The sequence below is a fragment of the Streptomyces sp. NPDC060049 genome (genome assembly GCF_042736715.1).
In the GTDB taxonomy this organism is placed as follows: Bacteria; Actinomycetota; Actinomycetes; order Streptomycetales; family Streptomycetaceae; genus Streptomyces.
This window is the reverse complement of record NZ_JBHWVV010000008.1, coordinates 138,501-156,996: the sequence shown is the minus strand read 5'-3', so window position 1 is coordinate 156,996 and position 18,496 is coordinate 138,501. Positions and strand designations below refer to the sequence as shown.

Genomic DNA, 18,496 nt, shown 5'->3' with positions numbered 1-18,496 from the left:
ACGCCCCTAAATGGGGTGAATCCGACCTCATTTTCGGAGGTGCATGACCATGCGCCGTGGGTTCGTTGCGGCAACCGTGGCAGGGGCCGCCGGCATCACCCTCGGGTTGATGCCCGTCAGCAGCGCTTTCGCGTCGGGGCTGCCGCAGACGTATCAGTGTTCCGATTCGCGCGGGGACAACTGGTGGCGCCACTGCTGCGACTCCTCCCGCTGGGACGACCGTCCCAGCTGGTGCTGGGACAACAGCAACTGGAACGACCGCTGGGACAACGACAACTGGGACCACCACTGGAACAACAGTGACTGGAACGGCAACCGGCACGACGGCGACCGGCACGGCAACTGGAACAACGACCGGCACGACGCCCGCTGGAACGACGACCGTCACGACCACGACTGGAGCAACTGGAACCACTGACTGAACCGACGTCCGGCCGGGGGCGCCGCGAGGCCCCAGTGGTAGGGGGAGCGGCCCGCGGCAGGCCCCGCGCACCGCAGGTGCGCGGGGCCTGCCTGGTCCCTGACGACCGAGGCCTAGCCCTCCAGCAGGTTCCCCATCCACTCCTCGATCCCCGCGACCGTCCGCGGCAGGGCGCCCGACATCAGTCGGGCGCCCTCCGCCGTGATCACCAGGTCGTCCTCGATGCGGACGCCGATGCCGCGCAGCTCCGGCGGCAGGGTCTCGTCGTCGGGCTGGAGGTAGAGGCCGGGCTCGACGGTCAGGACCTGGCCCTCCTCCAGGATCCCGTCCAGGTAGGCGTCCGCCCGCGCCTGCGCGCAGTCGTGCACGTCCAGGCCCAGCATGTGCCCGCTGCTGCACAGGGTGTACCGCCGGTGCAGGTCGCCCTCCGCGTGCTTGAGCACGCCCCACTCCGCGAGCCCCTCGGCGATCACGCGCATCCCGGCCCGGTGGAAGTCGCGGAAGCTCGCCCCCGGCCGCAGCGCCGCCATGCCCGCGTCCTGCGCGGCCAGCACCAGCTCGTACACCTGCCGCTGGACGGGGGAGAAGCGCCCCGACAGCGGGAGGGTGCGGGTGATGTCGGCGGTGTAGAGGCTGTCGGTCTCCACGCCCGCGTCCAGCAGGAGCAGTTCGTCGCCGCGGAGCCGGCCGTCGTTGCGGATCCAGTGCAGGACGCACGCGTGCGCGCCCGACGCCGCGATGGTGTCGTACCCGGTCCCGTTGCCCTCCGCCCGTGCGCGGCGGTTGAAGACCCCCTCGATCCAGCGCTCCCCGCGCGGGTGGGCCAGCGCGCGCGGGAGGTCCCGTACGACGTCCTCGAAACCGGCGGTGGTGTGGTCGACGGCCAGCTGCAGCTGGTCCACCTCCCACGCGTCCTTGACCAGGCGCAGCTCTGAGAGCGCGGCGCCGAGCTCCGGGTCCGTGGTGGCGAGGCGCCCCGACGGGGAGCCCAGCGTGTCCAGGTGCGCGCAGCGGATGCCGGAGAGGCGCTCGGCCTCCGCCAGGTCGGGGCGGCGGCCGACCCAGAACTCCCCGTAGCGGCGGTCCCGGTAGAACTCCTCGGTGCCGTCCGCGCGCGAGGAGCGGGGGCGCAGGTAGAGGACGGCCTCGTGGGCGTGCGGGCCGGCGGGTTCCAGGACCAGGACGTGGCCGACCTGGTCCTCACCGGTGAGGCCGGTCAGCCACGCGTATGCGGTGTCCGGCCGGAAGCGGTAGTCGCAGTCGTGGGTGCGGGCCCGCAGTTCGCCGGCCGGGATGATCAGGCGTTCGCCGGGGAAGCGGGCGGAGAGGCGGGCGCGGCGGGCCGGGGTGAGCGCGTAGGCGGGGATGCGGTCGGACTCCGGGAGCGGTGAGGCCGCCCAGTCGGACGCCATGAAGCGGGACAACTCCGGTGACACCGGCAGGTCGTGGCTGCCGATGTTGAGTCCGGTGGGGCGGGAGTGGGGGTCGGTCACGGGAGCTCCCTCGGGAAGACGCGAACTGGTGGGCGCACAGGTCTTGTCAGTGCAATTTCACATTACTATGTTACAGCTCACACTGCGGCTCGTTAATCCCCGTCAAACGCCGCGTGAAGCAGGGCAATCCACGCACCATTCCCCCACCTCCCCTCCCTACAGGAGTCCTTGGTGTCCCAGCACAGTGTCGTGCGTACGTCTCTCCTCTCCGCCGCCGTCGCGGTCACCCTCCTCGCCACGGCGGGCCAGGCCGTGACCCAGGCGGCGGAGACCGGTGCCGGCGCGAAGGCCCCGGGCGTCGCCGCGCCCGCCACCTTCGCCCCGGGCGCCCAGGGCGCCAACCCGTTCGACGAGGTCGACCACATCGCGGACGCGCCGAAGACGGACCCGGCACCCGCTCCGGCTCCCGGCGGCGAGGCCGTCGCCGACGGCAAGGTCCCCGGCGCCGTCACCCGGCCCGCCGCCGCGAGCACCATGAAGAGCGGCAAGCTCGCCGCCGCCCAGGGCGTCGCCGCGGGGGTTCCCTGCACCCTCGACGGGATCACGAACCTCACTCCCGAGCAGTTCGCCGACTTCCTCGCCGACCCGGCCGTCACCGCCGGCTCGGGCGGCTGCCTCTCGGGCCTCATCTGGACCTGGGACGCCCGCCTGGCCCCCGTCATGTCCGACGCCCACGTCCAGGCCGTCTCCCGCCGGATATCCGGCCTGGCCGCCGCCCACGACGGCCGCAACTCCTCCCACCTGGAGGAGATGTTCACCTACCTGCACGCCGTGGCCTACCACGACCACTCGCGCGCGGAGATCGACGTCACCGACGCCCCGACCGTGGACGCGATGCGCAAGGCCATCGCCGACTTCGCCGGCGCGGCCCGCACCTTCGACGTCACCGCCTCCAACGCCCGCACCCTGCGCGAGGCCCTCTACGCCGGCAGCGCCCCCGGCCTGCGCCACCACCAGCTCGGCCTGATCAAGAAGGTCATGGCCGCCATGGATCCCTCGCACCCCGCGACGAACCTGGACACCGCCTGGGCGGGCGCGGCGCTCGCCGCCCTGTCCGTCAACTACCTCGGCGTGTACAACCAGGACGCCGCCTTCCACGCCGCGGCCGCCGGCGACGCCCCGTACCGGGCCGTCTTCAAGAACTTCGCCACGTACGCCCACCTCAAGGGCACGGCCAACGCCTGGGTGGCGCGCGACGCCCTCGCCGAGTACGGCCGCTTCGGCCAGATGGCCGGCCTGAAGGACGGGGTCGTCGCCGACCTCGGCGCACTGCTGGGCCCGGTCACGTCCGCCTTCGGCGAAAGCAGCCAGTGGGGGAAGGTCGTCGGCTGGCTCGAGTTCTACGGGGCGTGCAAGCAGTACGGGGTGTGCAAGGCGGACATCGAGAACCGGCTCTTCCCGAACACCTTCACCTACGACAACGGCGCCATCAAGGTCCGCACCGGCCTCGACCGGGCCACCGTCGACCAGCTCTACTACGCGAGCAAGCAGGTCAAGACGCAGTTCCACCGCGTGCTGGGCACCGACCAGCCGCTCGCCGGAGACGTCAACACCACGCTGAACGTCGTGCTCTACGCCTCGCGCGCCGACTACGAGAACTACCACCCGGTCCTGACGGGTTACGGCACCAGCAACGGCGGCATCTACATCGAGAACGGCGCCACCTTCTACACCTACCAGCGCCGGGTCCCGCAGGACTCCCAGCTCACGCTCGAAGAGCTCTTCCGCCACGAGTACACGCACTACCTCAACGGCCGCTTCGCCGTCCCCGGCACCTTCGGGCAGGGCCCCTGGTACCAGTACGACCGCACGACCGCCATGGACGAGGGCACCGCCGAGTTCTTCGACGGCGCGACCCGCGACAACGGCATCGCGGTGCGCAAGTCCCTGGTCAAGAGCATCATCAACGACACGGCCGGCGGCGGCCCGCGCATGTCGGTGGACCAGCTGCTGCACGCCACCTACGACCGGGACGGCTTCCGCTTCTACAGCTACGCGGGAACCTTCTTCGAGTTCATGTGGACCGAGCACCCCTCGCTGCTGAAGGAGATGTACGGCCACCTGCGCGCCAACGACCCGGCGGCCTTCGACGCCTGGCGGACCCGGATGGGCCAGGACTCCTACCTCCAGCGCGCCTACGACCGCTTCCTCGACGCCCAGATCGCCAAGGTCGACCAGCTGTTCGTGCCCAACACCTCCTTCACCCCGAACGCCCAGCTGCGCGACGCGGCGCTCGCGGACGTGAAGTCGTCCTTCAGGACGGCCACCTACAGCAACCCGGACTGCGTGGAGAACGGCGACGCCGGCAAGCGCCGGTTCACCTGTACCGGCAAGATCACCGCGAACCTGAAGAACTGGCGCAGTGAGGACCAGAACTTCAAGGACGTGTCCGAGACGGTCGACTACTTCATCCTCGACCGGGCGGGCGCGGCCTCGAACAACCTGGCCGACATGAACTGCTCCTTCGGTCCGCCGGAGATCTGGTCCAACCACCTGGCGGGCACCTCGAGCTACAGCTGTGAGGGTCCGCTGCGCGGCTGACCGGCCGCGGGCCGGTCCCACCCAGGGGACCGGCCCGTTCCCCTTCTGTCGTCCTCCCTGTTCCCGCTCTGAAGAATGTGACATATTACTGCCGTGCCCAAGAGAACTTCCCTGGATGTCGTGATCATCGGCGCGGGTGTCGTCGGAGCCGCGTGCGCGTATTACGCGGCGCGCGCCGGGCTCGGTGTGGCCGTCGTCGACCGCGGCGCGGTCGCGGGCGGCACGACCGGCGCCGGCGAAGGCAACCTGCTCGTCTCCGACAAGGAGGCGGGCCCGGAGCTGGACCTCGCGCTGCTGTCGGCGCGCCTGTGGCGCGAACTGGCGCCCGAGCTGCCCGAGGCGATCGAGTACGAGGCCAAGGGCGGTCTGGTCGTCGCGGCCGACGAGGCCACGGTGAAGGGGCTACGGGGCTTCGCGCAGGGCCAGCGCGCCGCAGGGGTCGACGCGGTGGAGGTCGGGCCCGGCGAACTGCGCGAACTGGAGCCCCATCTGGCCCCGGGGCTCGCGGGCGGCTTCCACTACCCGCAGGACGCGCAGGTCCAGCCGGCCCAGGCGGCGGCGCGGCTGCTGGCGGCCTCGGGCGCGCGCGTGTACCTCGGCGAGGAGGTGACGGGCCTGCTGCTCGGCCCCGGCGGCGAGGTGCGGGGCGTCCGCACACCCCGCCGGGACCTGTCGGCCCCGGCGGTGGTCAACGCGGCCGGCACCTGGGGCGGTGCGGTGGGCGCGCTGGCGGGGGCCCCGCTGCCGGTGCTGCCGCGGCGGGGGTTCGTCCTGGTCACGGAGCCCCTGCCGAGGGTGGTGCGGCACAAGGTGTACGCGGCGGACTACATCGCGGACGTGGCGAGCGGCTCGGCCGCGCTCCAGTCCTCGGCGGTGGTCGAGGGAACCCCGGCCGGTCCGGTGCTGATCGGGGCCACCCGGGAGCGGGTGGGTTTCGACCGGTCGCTGTCGACGGAGGCGCTGCGGCGGCTCGCGGCGCAGGCCGCAGCGCTGTTCCCGGTGCTGTCGTCCGTCAAGGTGCTCCGGACCTACCACGGCTTCCGCCCGTACCTTCCGGACCACCTCCCGGCGATCGGCCCGGACCCCCGGGCGCCGGGCCTGCTGCACGCCTGCGGACACGAGGGGGCGGGCATCGGGCTGGCCCCGGCGACGGGCGCCCTGATCGCGGCGGCCCTGACGGGCACCGGGCCGCCCCTGGACCCGGCGCCCTTCGACCCGGCCCGCTTCGCGCGGGGAGAGCAGTGAGTGCCGGCCCCGTGGACCAGCAAGGAGAACGGACGATGACCGAAGCGACGGACCCGCCCGCCCGGGCGGGACGGCGAACGCCCCGCGGCCTGGTCGGCGGGGCTCCGGCGGAGACCTGGAGCCTGAGCTTCGACGACCGCGAACTGCCCGCGCAGGCGGGGCAGAGCATCGCCGCCGTCCTGTGGTCCGCCGGCATCCTCGCCTGGCGGACCACCCGCGAGACCGGCGCCCCGCGCGGCGCGTTCTGCGGGATCGGGAGCTGCTACGACTGCCTCGTCACCGTCAACGGCCGCCCGAACCAGCGCGCGTGCCTCGTGCCCGCCCGGCCCGGGGACCGTGTCACCACCCAGGAAGGAACCGGTCATGCCGACCTCGCCGTCTGACCGCGAATCCGCCGACCGCGAATCCGCCGACCGCGACGGCCCGGACCGCGACGGCTCCGACCGCGCCGTGTCCCGTCCGGCCGGGTCCGGCCGCGGCCCCTCCCGCCCCGGCGCGGCCGACCGCGAGCCGTGCGACCTCGCCGTCGTCGGCGCCGGACCGGCCGGTCTCGCCGCCGCCGTCACGGCCGCCGGGCTCGGGCTGCGCGTCGCCCTCCTCGACGCGGGGGAGCGGCCCGGCGGGCAGTACTACCGCCACCCGGCGCCGGAACTCGGCGCGGCCCGCCCCGAGGCCCTGCACCACGGCTGGGGCGCCTTCGCCTCGCGCGAAGCCGCCCTGCGCGCCCACGAGGAGGCCGGGCGGATCTCCTACCTGCCCCTCCACCACGTCTGGACCGTCGTCCCCGACGGGGCCGGCGACCCGGCGGCCCCCGAGTGGATCCTGCACGCCGTCGCCGGACCCGAGGAGGCCGCCGCGAGCCTGCGGGCCCGTGCCGTCCTGCTCGCCACCGGAGCCTACGAGCGCCAACTGCCCTTCCCCGGCTGGACCCTGCCGGGCGTCGTCGGGGCCGGCGGGGCGCAGGCCATGCTGAAGAGCGGGCTCGTGCTCCCGGGCAAGCGCGTCGTCGTCGCCGGCAGCGGGCCCCTGCTGCTCGCCGTGGCCGGCTCGCTCGCCGCCGCCGGGGCCCGCGTGCCCGCCGTGGTCGAAGCCGCCGCCTACACCGGTTACGCCGCCCACACCCCCGTCCTGCTCCGCAACCCCGCCAAGCTCGCCGAGGCCGCCACCTACGGCAGTGCCCTGCTGCGCCACGGCATCCGCTTCCTGACCCGGCACGCCGTCACCGAGGCCCACGGCTCCGACCGCGTCGAGGCCGTCACCGTGGCCCGCCTCGACCGCGACTGGCGCCCCGTCCCCGGCACCGGCCGCCGCATCCCCTGCGACGCCGTCGCCGTCGGCCACGGGCTCGTGCCGCAGCTGGAACTGGCGACCGGCCTGGGCTGCGCCACCGCCGCCGGGCCCGACGGGGCCGTCGCCCTGCAACTCGGCCCCGACGGGCGGACCTCCGTCCCCGGTATCTGGTCCGCCGGGGAGACCGGCGGCGTCGGCGGCGCCCAGCTGGCCCTGGCCGAAGGGGAGATCGCCGCCCACGCGGTGGCCGGCCGGCCCGTCCCGGCCGGGCTCGCCCGGACCCGTACGAGGCTGCGCGCCTTCGCCGCCGCGATGGCCGCGGCCCACCGCCCGGGCTCCGGCTGGACCGGCTGGCTGCGCGAGGACACCGACGTGTGCCGCTGCGAGGAGGTCCCGGCCGGCCGGATCCGGGAAGCCGTCGAAGACCTGGGAGCGCGGGACGCCCGTACGGTCAAGCTCCTCACCAGGGCGGGCATGGGCTGGTGCCAGGGCCGGATGTGCGGTCCGGCCGTCGCCGCCCTGGCCGGACAGGACGCGACGGCCGAAGGCGCCGTGCCCGACCGCAGGCCGCTGTCGTGCCCGGTCCCGCTGGGCCATCTCGCGGAACTTCCGCCCGCGAACCACTGATCCGGGGTGCCGCGAGTCTTGTGGCCCTCTCGTACCCACTAGTAAAATGTCACACATCACCCTAGGGAGCTCACTCATGACCCACGCGCACACCCCCGCGCCCGCCGGTACGGACACCCGCACCCGCCCCTGGCACGGCATCATGGTCGCCACCACGCTACCCCTGCGGGAAGACCTGAGCGTCGACCACGACGCCTACGCCGAGCACGTGGCCTGGCTGATCGCGAACGGCTGCGACGGCGTCGTTCCCAACGGCTCCCTCGGCGAGTACCAGACCCTGACCGACGAGGAGCGCGCCCGCGTCGTCCGTACGGCCGTCGAGGCCGCCGGCGACGGCGCCCGCGTCATGCCCGGCGTCGCCGCCTACGGCAGCGCCGAATCCCGCCGCTGGGCCGAACAGGCCGCCGAGGCCGGCGCCGGATCCGTCCTGCTGCTGCCCCCCAACGCCTTCCGGGCCGACGAGAACACCGTGCGCGCGCACTACGCCGACGTCGCCCGCGCCGGGCTGCCCGTCGTCGCGTACAACAACCCCATCGACACCAAGGTGGACCTCGTCCCGTCCCTGCTCGCCCGGCTGCACCAGGACGGCTCCATCGTCGCCGTCAAGGAGTTCAGCGGAGACGTGCGGCGCGCCTACGAGATCGCCGAACTCGCCCCGGGCCTGGACCTGCTGATCGGCGCCGACGACGTCCTGCTCGAACTGGCCCTGGCCGGCGCCGTCGGCTGGATCGCCGGATACCCCAACGCCCTCCCGCAGTCCTGCGCCACCCTCTACCGGGCAGCCGTCGCCGGGGACCTCACCACCGCCCTGCCGCTCTACAAGTCCCTGCACTCGCTGCTGCGCTGGGACTCCAAGACCGAGTTCGTGCAGGCCATCAAGCTCTCCATGGACCTGGCCGGTCGCCCCGGCGGCCCCACCCGGCCGCCCCGCTTCCCGCTGACCGGCGAGATCGAGGCCGGCGTCCGCGCCGCCACCGAGAAGGCCCTCGCCGAGGGTCACAACTAACCAAGGCCACAAGCCAGTCAGGGGGTCTCCATGCGCACACGCCACGTCTACCACGCGGTGGACTCGCACACCGAGGGCATGCCCACCCGGGTGATCACCGGGGGAGTCGGGGTGATCCCCGGCGACACCATGGCCGCCAAGCGGCTCCACTTCATCGAGCACCTGGACCACATCCGGACCCTGCTCATGTACGAGCCGCGCGGCCACTCCGCGATGAGCGGCGCGATCCTGCAGCCCCCGACCCGTCCCGACGCCGACTTCGGCGTCCTCTACATCGAGGTGTCGGGCCTGCTCCCCATGTGCGGGCACGGCACCATCGGGGTCGCCACCGTCCTCGTCGAGACCGGCATGGTGCCCGTCGTCGAGCCGGTCACCACCGTCCGGCTCGACACCCCGGCCGGACTGGTGAGCGTGGACGTGCGCGTCGAGGACGGGGCGGCCACCGCCGTCACCCTCACGAACGTGCCCTCCTTCAGCGTCGGGCTCGACCTCAAGGCCGACGTCCCCGGATACGGCACGGTCACCTACGACCTCGCCTACGGCGGGAACTTCTACGCCTTCGTCGAACTCGACGCGCTCGGCCTTCCCTTCGACCGGGAGCACGGCGACGAGCTGCTCGCCGCCGGACTGGCCGTCATGGACGCGGTCAACGCCTCCGACAACAGGCCCGTACACCCCGAGAACCCCTCCATCGCCGGGGTCAAGCACGTCTACCTCGCCGCCCCCGGCTCCGACGCCCGCCGCTCCCGGCACGCGATGGCCATCCACCCCGGCTGGTTCGACCGCTCGCCCTGCGGTACGGGGACCAGCGCGCGCATGGCGCAACTGCACGCCCGTGGGCAGCTGGCGCTGGACACGGACTTCGCCAACGAGTCGTTCATCGGCACCGAGTTCACCGGCCGGCTGATCGGCGAGACCACCGTGGGAGGGGTCCCGGCCGTCGTGCCCGCCATCACCGGGCGGGCCTGGATCACCGGCACCGCCCAGTACTTCCTCGACCCGTCCGACCCCTTCCCGGGAGGGTTCCTCCTGTGATCACCGTTCGGACCGAGGACTACCACGCCGCGGGGGAGCCCTTCCGTATCGTCGACACCCTCTCGGGAGGCCTGCCGCCCGTGCCCGGCGACACCGTCGCCGAGCGGTGCGCCACCGCCATCGGGCCGGGCGGATCGGGAACGGCGCCGAGGCGGGGCGCCCTGGACGACCTACGACGGCTCCTCGTGCAGGAGCCGCGCGGGCACGCGGGGATGTACGGGGGCTTCGTGGTGCCGCCCGACGACGACGGGGCCCACTTCGGCGTGCTGTTCTGGCACAAGGACGGCTACTCCACCGCGTGCGGCCACGGCACCATGGCACTCGGCGCCTGGGCCGTGGACACCGGCCGGGTCTGCGCCCCGGACGACGGCGAGGTCCAGGTACGGATCGACGTGCCCTCGGGGCGGGTCTGCGCGACCGTGCACCGCGCGGTCGGCCGCACGACCGGGGTCACCTTCCGCAACGTCCCGGCGCGCACCAGCGCCCGCAAGGTGCCCGTCGCCACCACCCTGGGCATGGTCGAGGCCGACATCGCACACGCCGGGGCCTGTTACGCCTCCGTCGCCGCGCGGGACCTCGGCCTGGAGGTGACCCCCGCCGCTCTGCCCTCGCTCGTACGGGCCGGGCGGGAGGTCCGGGCCGCCCTCGCCACGCACCCCGGGACCTGGCACCCGGGCGGGCCGCTGCTCTCCGGGGTCTACGGCGTGATCCTTTACGACGAACTGCCCGACACCCCCTTCGGGCCGCACCAGCGCAACGTCACCGTCTTCGCCGACGGGCAGATCGACCGCTCGCCCTGCGGCTCCGGCACCTCGACGCGGCTGGCGCTGCTCGCCGAGGACGGGCGGCTCGGGGAAGGGGAGGACCTGCTGCACGAGTCGGTCGTCGGCACGGTCTTCACGGGCCGGGTCGGCGAGCGCGTGGCGGACGGCCTGGTCACGGAGGTCACCGGCACCGCGTACCGCACGGGTGAACACCTCTTCACCGTCGACCCGTACGACCCGCTCGCCACCGGGTTCCTGCTGTGATCCGCCGGCTGTCGGGCGCCGAGACGGCCGGCCTGCTCACCCCGGCCGCCGCCGCGGACGCACTGGCCGACGTACTGCTGGCCGGGCTGGACCCGGAGACCTGCCCGCCGCGCAGCGCGATGCCCGTGCCGGGCGGCGGCGAACTGCTGGTGATGCCGGCCGCCACCGCGGCCTACGCGGGCGTGAAGATCGCAGGGGTGGCGCCCGGGAACCCGGCGCTGGGCCTGCCCCGGATCACCGGGTCCTACCTCCTCCTGGACGGCCCCACCCTGCGCCCGCTGGCCCTGCTCGACGGGGCGGCGCTGACCACCCTGCGCACCCCGGCGGTCTCGGCGCTCGCGCTGCGCCACCTGGCCCCGGCCGGGCGGCCGCTGCGGCTGCTCCTCTTCGGGTCGGGCCCGCAGGCGTACGGGCACCTCGAAGCGGTGCTGGCGATGCGGCAGCTGGCCGAGGTGGTGGTCGTGGCCCGCGACCCCGCCGGCGCCGGCAAGCTGGCGGAGCACGCCCGGGGACTGGGGGTCGCGGCCCGGTCGGGCGTGGCGGCGGAAGTGGCGGACGCCGACCTGGTGATCTGCTGCACCACCGCCCGCGAGCCGCTCTTCGACGGGCGCCTGATCGCACCGGGCGCCACCGTCGTCGCGGTCGGCTCGCACGAGCCGGACGCCCGCGAGGTCGACACGGCCCTGGTCCGGCGCGCGGCGGTGTACGTGGAGTCGCGCGCGGCGGCCCTGCGCGAGGCGGGGGACCTGCTGGTGCCGGAGGCGGAGGGGGCCATCGGCGCGGGTCACATCAGCGGCACCCTGGCCGACCTGGTCACGGGCAGAATGCCCGGTGCGGGGGCGGCGAGTTGTCCACAGCTCTTCAAGAGTGTGGGCATGGCCTGGGAAGATCTAGCCGTGGCCGTCGCCTTGTTCGAGGCCGCCGGGGAGAATAGCGCAACGTGACATTGTACGCTGTTCCTCCGCACGCCAGTGGTGTGAGCGGTCTCGGAGGATATGCAATGGGTGACCTGAAGCAGCACAGTCTCATCAAAGCTCAGGAACGGCTCCGCGACCAGGTCGGCCACGCCCTGCGGGCAGCCCTGATAGCGGGAGAACTGCGCCCCGGGAGCGTCTACTCGGCCCCGGGCCTCGCGGCCGAGCTCGGCGTCTCGGCCACCCCCGTCCGCGAGGCCATGCTCGACCTCGCACGCGAGGGCCTCGTCGAGCCCGTCCGCAACAAGGGCTTCCGGATCACCGAGGTCAGCGAGCGCGACCTGGACCAGTACACCGAACTGCGCACGATGATCGAGGTGCCGACCATCGGCCGGATCACCAAGATCGCGACGGCCGAGCAGCTGGAGGCGCTGCGGCCCATCGCCGAGGAGATCGTCACCAGCGCCCGCGAGCACAACCTCATCGGGTACCTGGAGGCAGACCGCCGCTTCCACCTGACCCTGCTGGCGCTCTCCGGCAACGACCGGCTGGTCGAAACCGTCGGCGACCTGCGCAAGCGCTCCCGGCTGTACGGGCTGACCGGCCTGGACGAGGCGGGGAAGCTGGTCTCCTCCGCCGAGGAGCACGTCGAGCTCCTCGACCTGATGCTCACCGGCGACTCCGAGGCGGCCGAAGCCTGCATGACCCGCCACCTCGGCCACGTCCGCTCCCTCTGGGCCCAGGGCCGCGACGAACCGGTCGGCCGCATCCCGGGCGGCCTGGGCTCGGGCCTCTAGGCCTTCGGATCTTGCCGGCCCCCGGACCAGGCGCCTCGCCGCCCGGGGGCCCGGTCGCCCCGATGTCGACGAGGGCCCGGTAGCGCTCCCGCGCGGCCGGGCCCTCGTCGACGTGGTTGACGGCGACGGCCCGCATCCCGGCGCGGCGCCCCCGCGCCCGGAGGCCCAACGCCCCTATGACCAGCCGGGTTTGGACACGGCTGGATAACAGCGGGTCCAAACCCTTGTCAGTACAATTTCACATTACTATGTTACCGGTCACATCATAGAGCGCGGCCCTTCACTGGAGTGACCCATGACCAAGCGCACCCAACTCGCCCTCGCCACCGCCCTGGTGGCCGCACTCGCACTCGGCGCCTCGGGCTGCTCCGACCCCAAGAAGGGCTCCGCCGGGGCGGGTGCCTCCAACCCCGCCTCCGCCAACGACGGGAAGATCCTCGGCGGGACCCCGGTGAAGGGCGGGACGGTCACCATCCTGTCCAACCAGGACTTCGCCCACCTCGACCCCGCCCGCAACTGGGTCATGCCGACGATGGACCTCGGCACCCGCCTCCTCTACCGCACCCTGGTCACCTTCAAGGCCGAGCCCGGCAAGGCCGGCAGCGAGCTCGTCCCGGACCTCGCCACCGACCTCGGCACCCCCTCCAACGGCGGCCGCACCTGGACCTTCACCCTGAAGGAGGGCGTGAAGTACGAGGACGGCTCGCCCATCAAGGCGCAGGACATCAAGTACAACGTCGAGCGCTCCTTCGCCCCCGACCTCACCGGCGGCCCCGACTACGCGGCCCAGTACCTGGCAGGCGGCGAGGGCTACAAGGGCCCGCTCCAGGGCAAGCACCTCGACTCCGTCAAGACCCCCGACGACCGCACGATCGTCTTCGAACTGAAGCGGCCCGTCGCCGAGTTCTCCGCGACCGCGACCCTGCCCACCTTCGCGCCGGTCCCCGAGGCCCAGGAGAAGGGCACCCAGTACGACGCCCGCCCGTTCTCCTCCGGCCCGTACAAGATCGAGTCGTACGACCGGGACAAGAAGCTCGTCCTGGTCCGCAACGAGCACTGGGACGCCAAGACCGACACCGTCCGCAAGGCCTACCCGGACAAGTTCGTGGTCGTCATGGGCCTCAAGGGCGGCCAGATCGACGACCGCATCATCGCCGGCGAGGGCGCCGACGCCTCCGCCGTCCAGTGGTCCGACATGCGGCCCGAGAGCGCGCCCAAGGTGCTGCCCAAGCCGGAGGTCAAGTCGCGGCTGCTGGCCGAGTCCCAGGGCTGTACGGAGATGCTCCACCTCAACAACTCCCGCGCCCCCTTCGACGACCCCAAGGTCCGCGAGGCCATGCAGTACGCCGTGGACAAGGAGGCCGTGGTCACCGCGGGCGGCGGCCCGGCCCTCAACGAGATCGCCACCGCCTACCTGCCCCCGGCCATGTCCGGCGGCAAGCAGGCCGACACCCTCAAGATCGCCCCCTCCGGGGACCCCGCCAAGGCCAAGGAACTCCTCAAGGCCGCCGGCAAGGAGACCCTGAAGGTCTCGCTCGCCGTCTCCACCGGCGACAAGGGCAAGGCGGAGGCCCTCCAGCAGGGCCTGGCCCGTGCGGGCGTCGAGGTCGTCATCGACACCGTCGACCCGGGCGCCTACTACGACGTCGTCGGCGACCTCTCCACCACCCCCGACATGTCGCTCACCGGCTGGTGCCCCGACTACCCCTCCGGCTCCACCTGGATCCCCTTCGTCTTCGACGGGCGCACCATCAAGGAGAAGGGCAACCAGGGCAACAACGCCCAGTTCCGCGACGACGCCACGATGAAGCGGATCGACGAGATCAACGCCATGGCGGACGCCAAGCAGGCCAACCAGGCCTGGATCGACCTCGACGCCGAGATCATGAAGAAGTCCCCGGCCGTCCCGATCCTGCTGGAGCGCAAGCCGCTGCTCGTCGGCACCAACATCGCGGGCGCGTTCGGCCACCCCGTCTGGGTCGGCCAGATCGACTACGCCACCATCGGCCTCAAGGACCCGTCGAAGAGCCAGGGTTGAGGACGCGGGGGCCACTGACACCATGACCACCACCGCACCGGGCGCCGCCGGACCGGGCACCGCCCGTCCGCCGGCCCCGGACGGCGCACCGGCCGGGGCCGTCCCCCCGGGCAGCAGCCCCTGGCAGCTCGCCCGGCGGGAGCTCCGCCGCCGCCCCGCCGTCCGCGTCAGCCTCTGCGTCGTCCTGCTCTTCGTCCTGATGGCCGCCACCGCCCCCTGGCTGGGCGCGCTGGGCGGCTGGTCCCCGGACGAGTTCGACAAGTCCGCCATCGACCCGTACCTCGGGGGTCAGCCCCTGGGCTCCCTCGGCGGGATCAGCCCCGAGCACTGGCTCGGCGTCGAACCCGTCACCGGCCGCGACCTGTTCGCCCGCGTCGTCCACGGCGCCCAGGTATCGCTCCTCATCGCCTTCGCCGCCACGGCGATCGTCGTGGTGACCGGCACGGCCGCCGGCATAGCCGCCGGCTACTTCGGCGGCCGCACCGACGCCGTCCTGTCCCGCCTCATGGACCTGACCATGTCCTTCCCCAGCCTCATCTTCATGATCGCGGTGCTGTCGGCGGCCAAGGACGTCAACCGCATCGTCCTCATCACCGCCGTCATCGGCGTCTTCGGCTGGCCCGGCGTCGCCCGGGTCGTGCGCGGCCAGACCTTCTCCCTCAAACACCGCGAATACGTGGACGCCGCCCGCGTCGGCGGCGCGAGCGCCTGGCGGATCCTGACCCGCGAGATCCTTCCGGGCGTCTCCGGACCGGTCATCGCCTACACCACCCTGCTCATCCCCGGCATGATCAGCACCGAGGCCGCCCTCAGCTACCTCGGCGTCGGCGTCCGCCCGCCCACCCCCTCCTGGGGCCAGATGATCGCCGAGTCCGTGGCCTACTACGAGACCGACCCCATGTACTTCGTCATCCCGAGCCTCTTCCTCTTCTTCGCCGTCCTCGCCTTCACCCTGCTCGGCGACGCCCTGCGCGACATCCTCGACCCGAGGGGCGCCCGGACGTGATCCTCTACCTCGTGCGCCGGCTGTTCGCCCTCGCGGGCGTCCTCCTGGCGATCGCCGCCGTCACCTTCCTCATCTTCTACGTGCTCCCCTCCGACCCGGCCGCGGCCGCCTGCGGAAAGACCTGCAGCACCGAGCGACTGGCCGACGTACGCGCGTACCTCGGCCTCGACCGGCCGCTGTGGCGGCAGTTCGGCGACTTCCTCACCGGCATCTTCACCGGACGCACCCTCGGCACCGGCCAGTACGCCGTCCAGTGCGACTTCCCCTGCCTGGGCTACTCGTACGAGAACTCCCTGCCCGTGTGGGACCTGCTGATGGACCGCCTCCCGGTCTCCGCCTCCCTCGCCGTCGGAGCCGCGGCCCTCTGGCTGGTCCTCGGCCTCGGCGCGGGCGTCACCGCGGCCCTGCGCAAGGACTCCGCCACCGACAAGGTGCTCATGGTCGGCGCGGTCGCCGCGGCTTCCCTGCCCGTCTACTTCACCTCGGTGATGCTCATCTACGGGGTCATCCGCGTGGCCGGGCTCCTGCCCTACCCCACGTACCAGGCCTTCACCGACAACCCGCTCGCCTGGGCGAGCAACCTGCTGCTCCCCTGGACGGCGCTCGCCCTGCTCTACGCGGCCATGTACGCCCGCCAGAGCCGCGGTTCGATGATCGAGGCGATGGCCGAGCCGTACATCCGCACCGCCCGCGCCAAGGGCATGCCCGAGCGCACGGTCGTGGTCAAGCACGGGCTGCGCTCCGGCATGACCCCGATCCTCACCATCTTCGGCATGGACCTCGGCGGCCTCCTCGCCGGAGCCGTCATCACCGAGTCCATCTTCGGACTCCCGGGCATCGGGCGGCTGTTCTACGGGGCGCTCGTCAACTCGGACCAGCCCGTCGTCCTCGGGGTCACGCTGCTGGCCGCCTTCTTCATCGTCGTCGCGAACCTCGCCGTCGACCTCCTGTACGCCGTCATCGACCCGAGGGTGAGGTATTGATGACCCCCGCTCCCCAGCCGCCCCCAGGGGCGCCGGTCCCCGGGCCGCCGCTCCTCGAAGTACGGGACCTGCGCGTCACCTTCACCACACCGCGGGGCTCCGTACGGGCCGTCGACTCCCTCGGCTTCACCGTCGAGGCCGGCCGCACCCTCGGCATCGTCGGCGAGTCGGGGTCGGGCAAGTCCGTCACCTCCCTCGCCGTCATGGGCCTGCACCGGGGCGCCGAGATCGGCGGGTCCATCGCGCTGGCCGGACAGGAGCTGACCGGCCTGTCCGAAAAGCAGCTGTCCAAGCTGCGCGGCCGCAAGATGGCCATGATCTTCCAGGATCCGCTGTCCAGCCTGCACCCCTACTACACGATCGGCGAGCAGATCGCCGAGCACTTCCGGGTCCACTTCAGGTCCGGGCGGGCCGCCGCGAAGAGGCGCGCCGTCGACATGCTCGGCGAGGTCGGCATCCCGGAGCCCGCCCGCCGGGCGGGGGAGTATCCGCACCAGTTCTCCGGTGGCATGCGCCAGCGGGCGATGATCGCCATGGCGCTGGCCTGCGAGCCCGAACTGCTCATCGCCGACGAGCCCACCACCGCCCTCGACGTCACCGTGCAGGCGCAGATCCTGGAGCTGATCGCCCGGCTCCAGCAGGAACGCGGCCTCGGCGTCGTGATGATCACCCACGACCTGGGCGTGGTGGCCAGGGTGGCCCACGAGGTCCTGGTCATGTACGGCGGCCGGGCCGCCGAACAGGCACCGGTGGACGATCTGTTCGCCGACCCGGCTCACCCGTACACCCGGGGGCTGCTCGACTCGCTGCCCCGGCTCGACGACAGCGACGAAGAGCCGCTGCGGGCCATCCCGGGCTCCCCGCCCTCACTGCTGGCCCCGGCCCCGGGGTGCGCCTTCGCGCCGCGGTGCGCGGTGGCCGCCGCGGCCTCCGACGAGGAGCGCGAACGCTGTACCAGCGTGCGGCCGGCCCTCGCGCCCTACGGTGGCACCGCCCGCGAGGCGGCCTGCCACTTCACGGGCGCCGTCCGGGAGGTGTCCCGATGAGCACGGCGAAGAACACCGCTCCGGCGCCCGCCGCCGTCCCGGCGGCCCGCGACGCGCAGACCCGTCCGCTCCTGCGCGTGCGCGACCTCACGATGGCCTTCCCCGGCAAGCGGAGCGTGTCCGGGCGGCGGGGGGCGCCCGTGCGCGCCGTCGACGGGGTCTCCTTCGACCTGTCGGCCGGCCAGACCCTGGGCCTGGTGGGGGAGTCGGGCTGCGGCAAGTCGACCACCGGCCGGATGCTGGTCCGGCTGCTGGAACCGACCTCCGGCAGCGTCGAGTTCGACGGGAAGGACATCAGCCGGCTCTCCCAGGGCGCCCTGCGCCCGCTGCGCCGGCACGTCCAGATGGTCTTCCAGGACCCGCACTCCTCCCTCAATCCCCGCCAGACGGTGGCCCGGATCATCTCCGACCCGCTGCTGGTGCAGGGGTCGGGCGCGGCGGACGCCCGCCGCAGGGCCGCCGAGCTGATGGAGCTCGTCGGGCTGATCCCCGAGCACATCGACCGCTATCCGCACGAGTTCTCCGGCGGCCAGGCGCAGCGCATCGGCATCGCCCGGGCGCTCGCCACCAGCCCGCGCCTGATCATCGCCGACGAGCCGGTCTCCGCGCTCGACGTCTCCGTCCAGGCGCAGATCGTCAACCTGATGGAGCGGCTGCGGGCCGAGCTGGACCTGGCCTACGTGTTCATCGCGCACGACCTGTCCGTCGTGAAACGGGTCAGCGACCGGGTGGCCGTCATGTACCTCGGCCGGATCGTGGAGATGGGCGACAAGAAGTCGCTCTACGAGAACCCCCAGCACCCGTACACGCGGGCGCTGCTGTCCGCCGTACCGCTGCCCGACCCGGCGGCGGAGCGGCGGCGCGAGCGGATCGTGCTGCTCGGCGACCCGCCGAGCCCGGCCGCCCCGCCTCCGGGCTGCACCTTCCACCCCAGGTGCCCCATGGCGCAGGAGATTTGCCGCACCGAACGTCCGCTGCTGCGGACCGTGGCCTCCCGAGAGGTGGCCTGTCATCTGGTGTAGGCGC

At 72.9% G+C, this 18,496-nt stretch carries 16 protein-coding genes; 15 read left to right on the top strand and 1 reads right to left on the bottom strand.

What is annotated here, in order from left to right:
- The first annotated feature begins 109 nt into the window (after positions 1-109).
- The gene (locus tag ACFWBY_RS17105) at positions 110-418 is read left to right on the top strand and encodes a hypothetical protein (RefSeq protein ID WP_385339843.1); all 309 of its coding nucleotides are present in this window, start codon (positions 110-112) and stop codon (positions 416-418) included.
- A 116-nt stretch (positions 419-534) separates the two neighbouring features.
- Here ACFWBY_RS17105 and ACFWBY_RS17100 read toward each other — a convergent pair whose 3' ends face one another.
- Positions 535-1,914 carry an aminopeptidase P family protein gene (locus ACFWBY_RS17100; RefSeq protein ID WP_385332445.1) on the bottom strand — a complete coding sequence of 460 codons (1,380 nt, stop codon included), beginning with the start codon at positions 1,912-1,914 and terminating at the stop codon, positions 535-537.
- Positions 1,915-2,085: 171 nt separating this feature from the next.
- Between ACFWBY_RS17100 and ACFWBY_RS17095 the strand changes: the two genes are divergently transcribed.
- The 14 genes from ACFWBY_RS17095 to ACFWBY_RS17030 all read left to right on the top strand — a co-directional run bounded on the left by ACFWBY_RS17095 (position 2,086) and on the right by ACFWBY_RS17030 (position 18,492).
- Positions 2,086-4,455: a collagenase gene (locus ACFWBY_RS17095; RefSeq protein WP_385332442.1), complete on the top strand. Its 2,370-nt coding sequence runs from the start codon at positions 2,086-2,088 to the stop codon at positions 4,453-4,455.
- A gap of 93 nt (positions 4,456-4,548) precedes the next feature.
- Positions 4,549-5,700, top strand: coding sequence for an NAD(P)/FAD-dependent oxidoreductase (locus ACFWBY_RS17090; RefSeq protein ID WP_385332439.1), 1,152 nt, complete (start codon positions 4,549-4,551; stop codon positions 5,698-5,700).
- Between the two features lie 35 nt (positions 5,701-5,735).
- Positions 5,736-6,083 (top strand): (2Fe-2S)-binding protein, encoded by a 348-nt coding sequence (locus ACFWBY_RS17085; RefSeq protein WP_385332437.1) that lies wholly within the window; start codon positions 5,736-5,738, stop codon positions 6,081-6,083.
- Positions 6,064-7,617, top strand: coding sequence for an NAD(P)/FAD-dependent oxidoreductase (locus ACFWBY_RS17080; protein ID WP_385332434.1), 1,554 nt, complete (start codon positions 6,064-6,066; stop codon positions 7,615-7,617). Before ACFWBY_RS17085 ends, ACFWBY_RS17080 begins: the two co-directional genes overlap by 20 nt.
- A gap of 76 nt (positions 7,618-7,693) precedes the next feature.
- Positions 7,694-8,623 (top strand): dihydrodipicolinate synthase family protein, encoded by a 930-nt coding sequence (locus tag ACFWBY_RS17075; protein ID WP_385332431.1) that lies wholly within the window; start codon positions 7,694-7,696, stop codon positions 8,621-8,623.
- A gap of 30 nt (positions 8,624-8,653) precedes the next feature.
- Positions 8,654-9,658 carry a proline racemase family protein gene (locus tag ACFWBY_RS17070; RefSeq protein WP_385332428.1) on the top strand — a complete coding sequence of 335 codons (1,005 nt, stop codon included), beginning with the start codon at positions 8,654-8,656 and terminating at the stop codon, positions 9,656-9,658.
- Entirely contained in the window at positions 9,655-10,686 is a 1,032-nt protein-coding gene (locus ACFWBY_RS17065; protein ID WP_385332425.1) for a proline racemase family protein, read from the top strand. Before ACFWBY_RS17070 ends, ACFWBY_RS17065 begins: the two co-directional genes overlap by 4 nt.
- Positions 10,683-11,630 (top strand): ornithine cyclodeaminase family protein, encoded by a 948-nt coding sequence (locus tag ACFWBY_RS17060; protein WP_385332422.1) that lies wholly within the window; start codon positions 10,683-10,685, stop codon positions 11,628-11,630. Before ACFWBY_RS17065 ends, ACFWBY_RS17060 begins: the two co-directional genes overlap by 4 nt.
- A 56-nt stretch (positions 11,631-11,686) precedes the next feature.
- A complete protein-coding gene (locus ACFWBY_RS17055; RefSeq protein WP_214956446.1) occupies positions 11,687-12,397 on the top strand; it encodes a GntR family transcriptional regulator in 711 nt (236 codons plus the stop codon).
- Between the two features lie 295 nt (positions 12,398-12,692).
- Positions 12,693-14,435 carry an ABC transporter substrate-binding protein gene (locus tag ACFWBY_RS17050; RefSeq protein ID WP_385332418.1) on the top strand — a complete coding sequence of 581 codons (1,743 nt, stop codon included), beginning with the start codon at positions 12,693-12,695 and terminating at the stop codon, positions 14,433-14,435.
- Between the two features lie 22 nt (positions 14,436-14,457).
- On the top strand, positions 14,458-15,441 hold the full coding sequence (locus ACFWBY_RS17045; protein ID WP_385332415.1) for an ABC transporter permease: 984 nt from the start codon (positions 14,458-14,460) through the stop codon (positions 15,439-15,441).
- Entirely contained in the window at positions 15,438-16,424 is a 987-nt protein-coding gene (locus ACFWBY_RS17040; protein ID WP_385332412.1) for an ABC transporter permease, read from the top strand. Before ACFWBY_RS17045 ends, ACFWBY_RS17040 begins: the two co-directional genes overlap by 4 nt.
- A complete protein-coding gene (locus ACFWBY_RS17035; protein ID WP_385332408.1) occupies positions 16,424-17,470 on the top strand; it encodes an ABC transporter ATP-binding protein in 1,047 nt (348 codons plus the stop codon). The genes ACFWBY_RS17040 and ACFWBY_RS17035 overlap by 1 nt, the downstream gene beginning before the upstream one ends.
- Entirely contained in the window at positions 17,467-18,492 is a 1,026-nt protein-coding gene (locus ACFWBY_RS17030; RefSeq protein WP_385332405.1) for an ABC transporter ATP-binding protein, read from the top strand. Before ACFWBY_RS17035 ends, ACFWBY_RS17030 begins: the two co-directional genes overlap by 4 nt.
- The last annotated feature ends 4 nt before the right edge of the window (positions 18,493-18,496 follow it).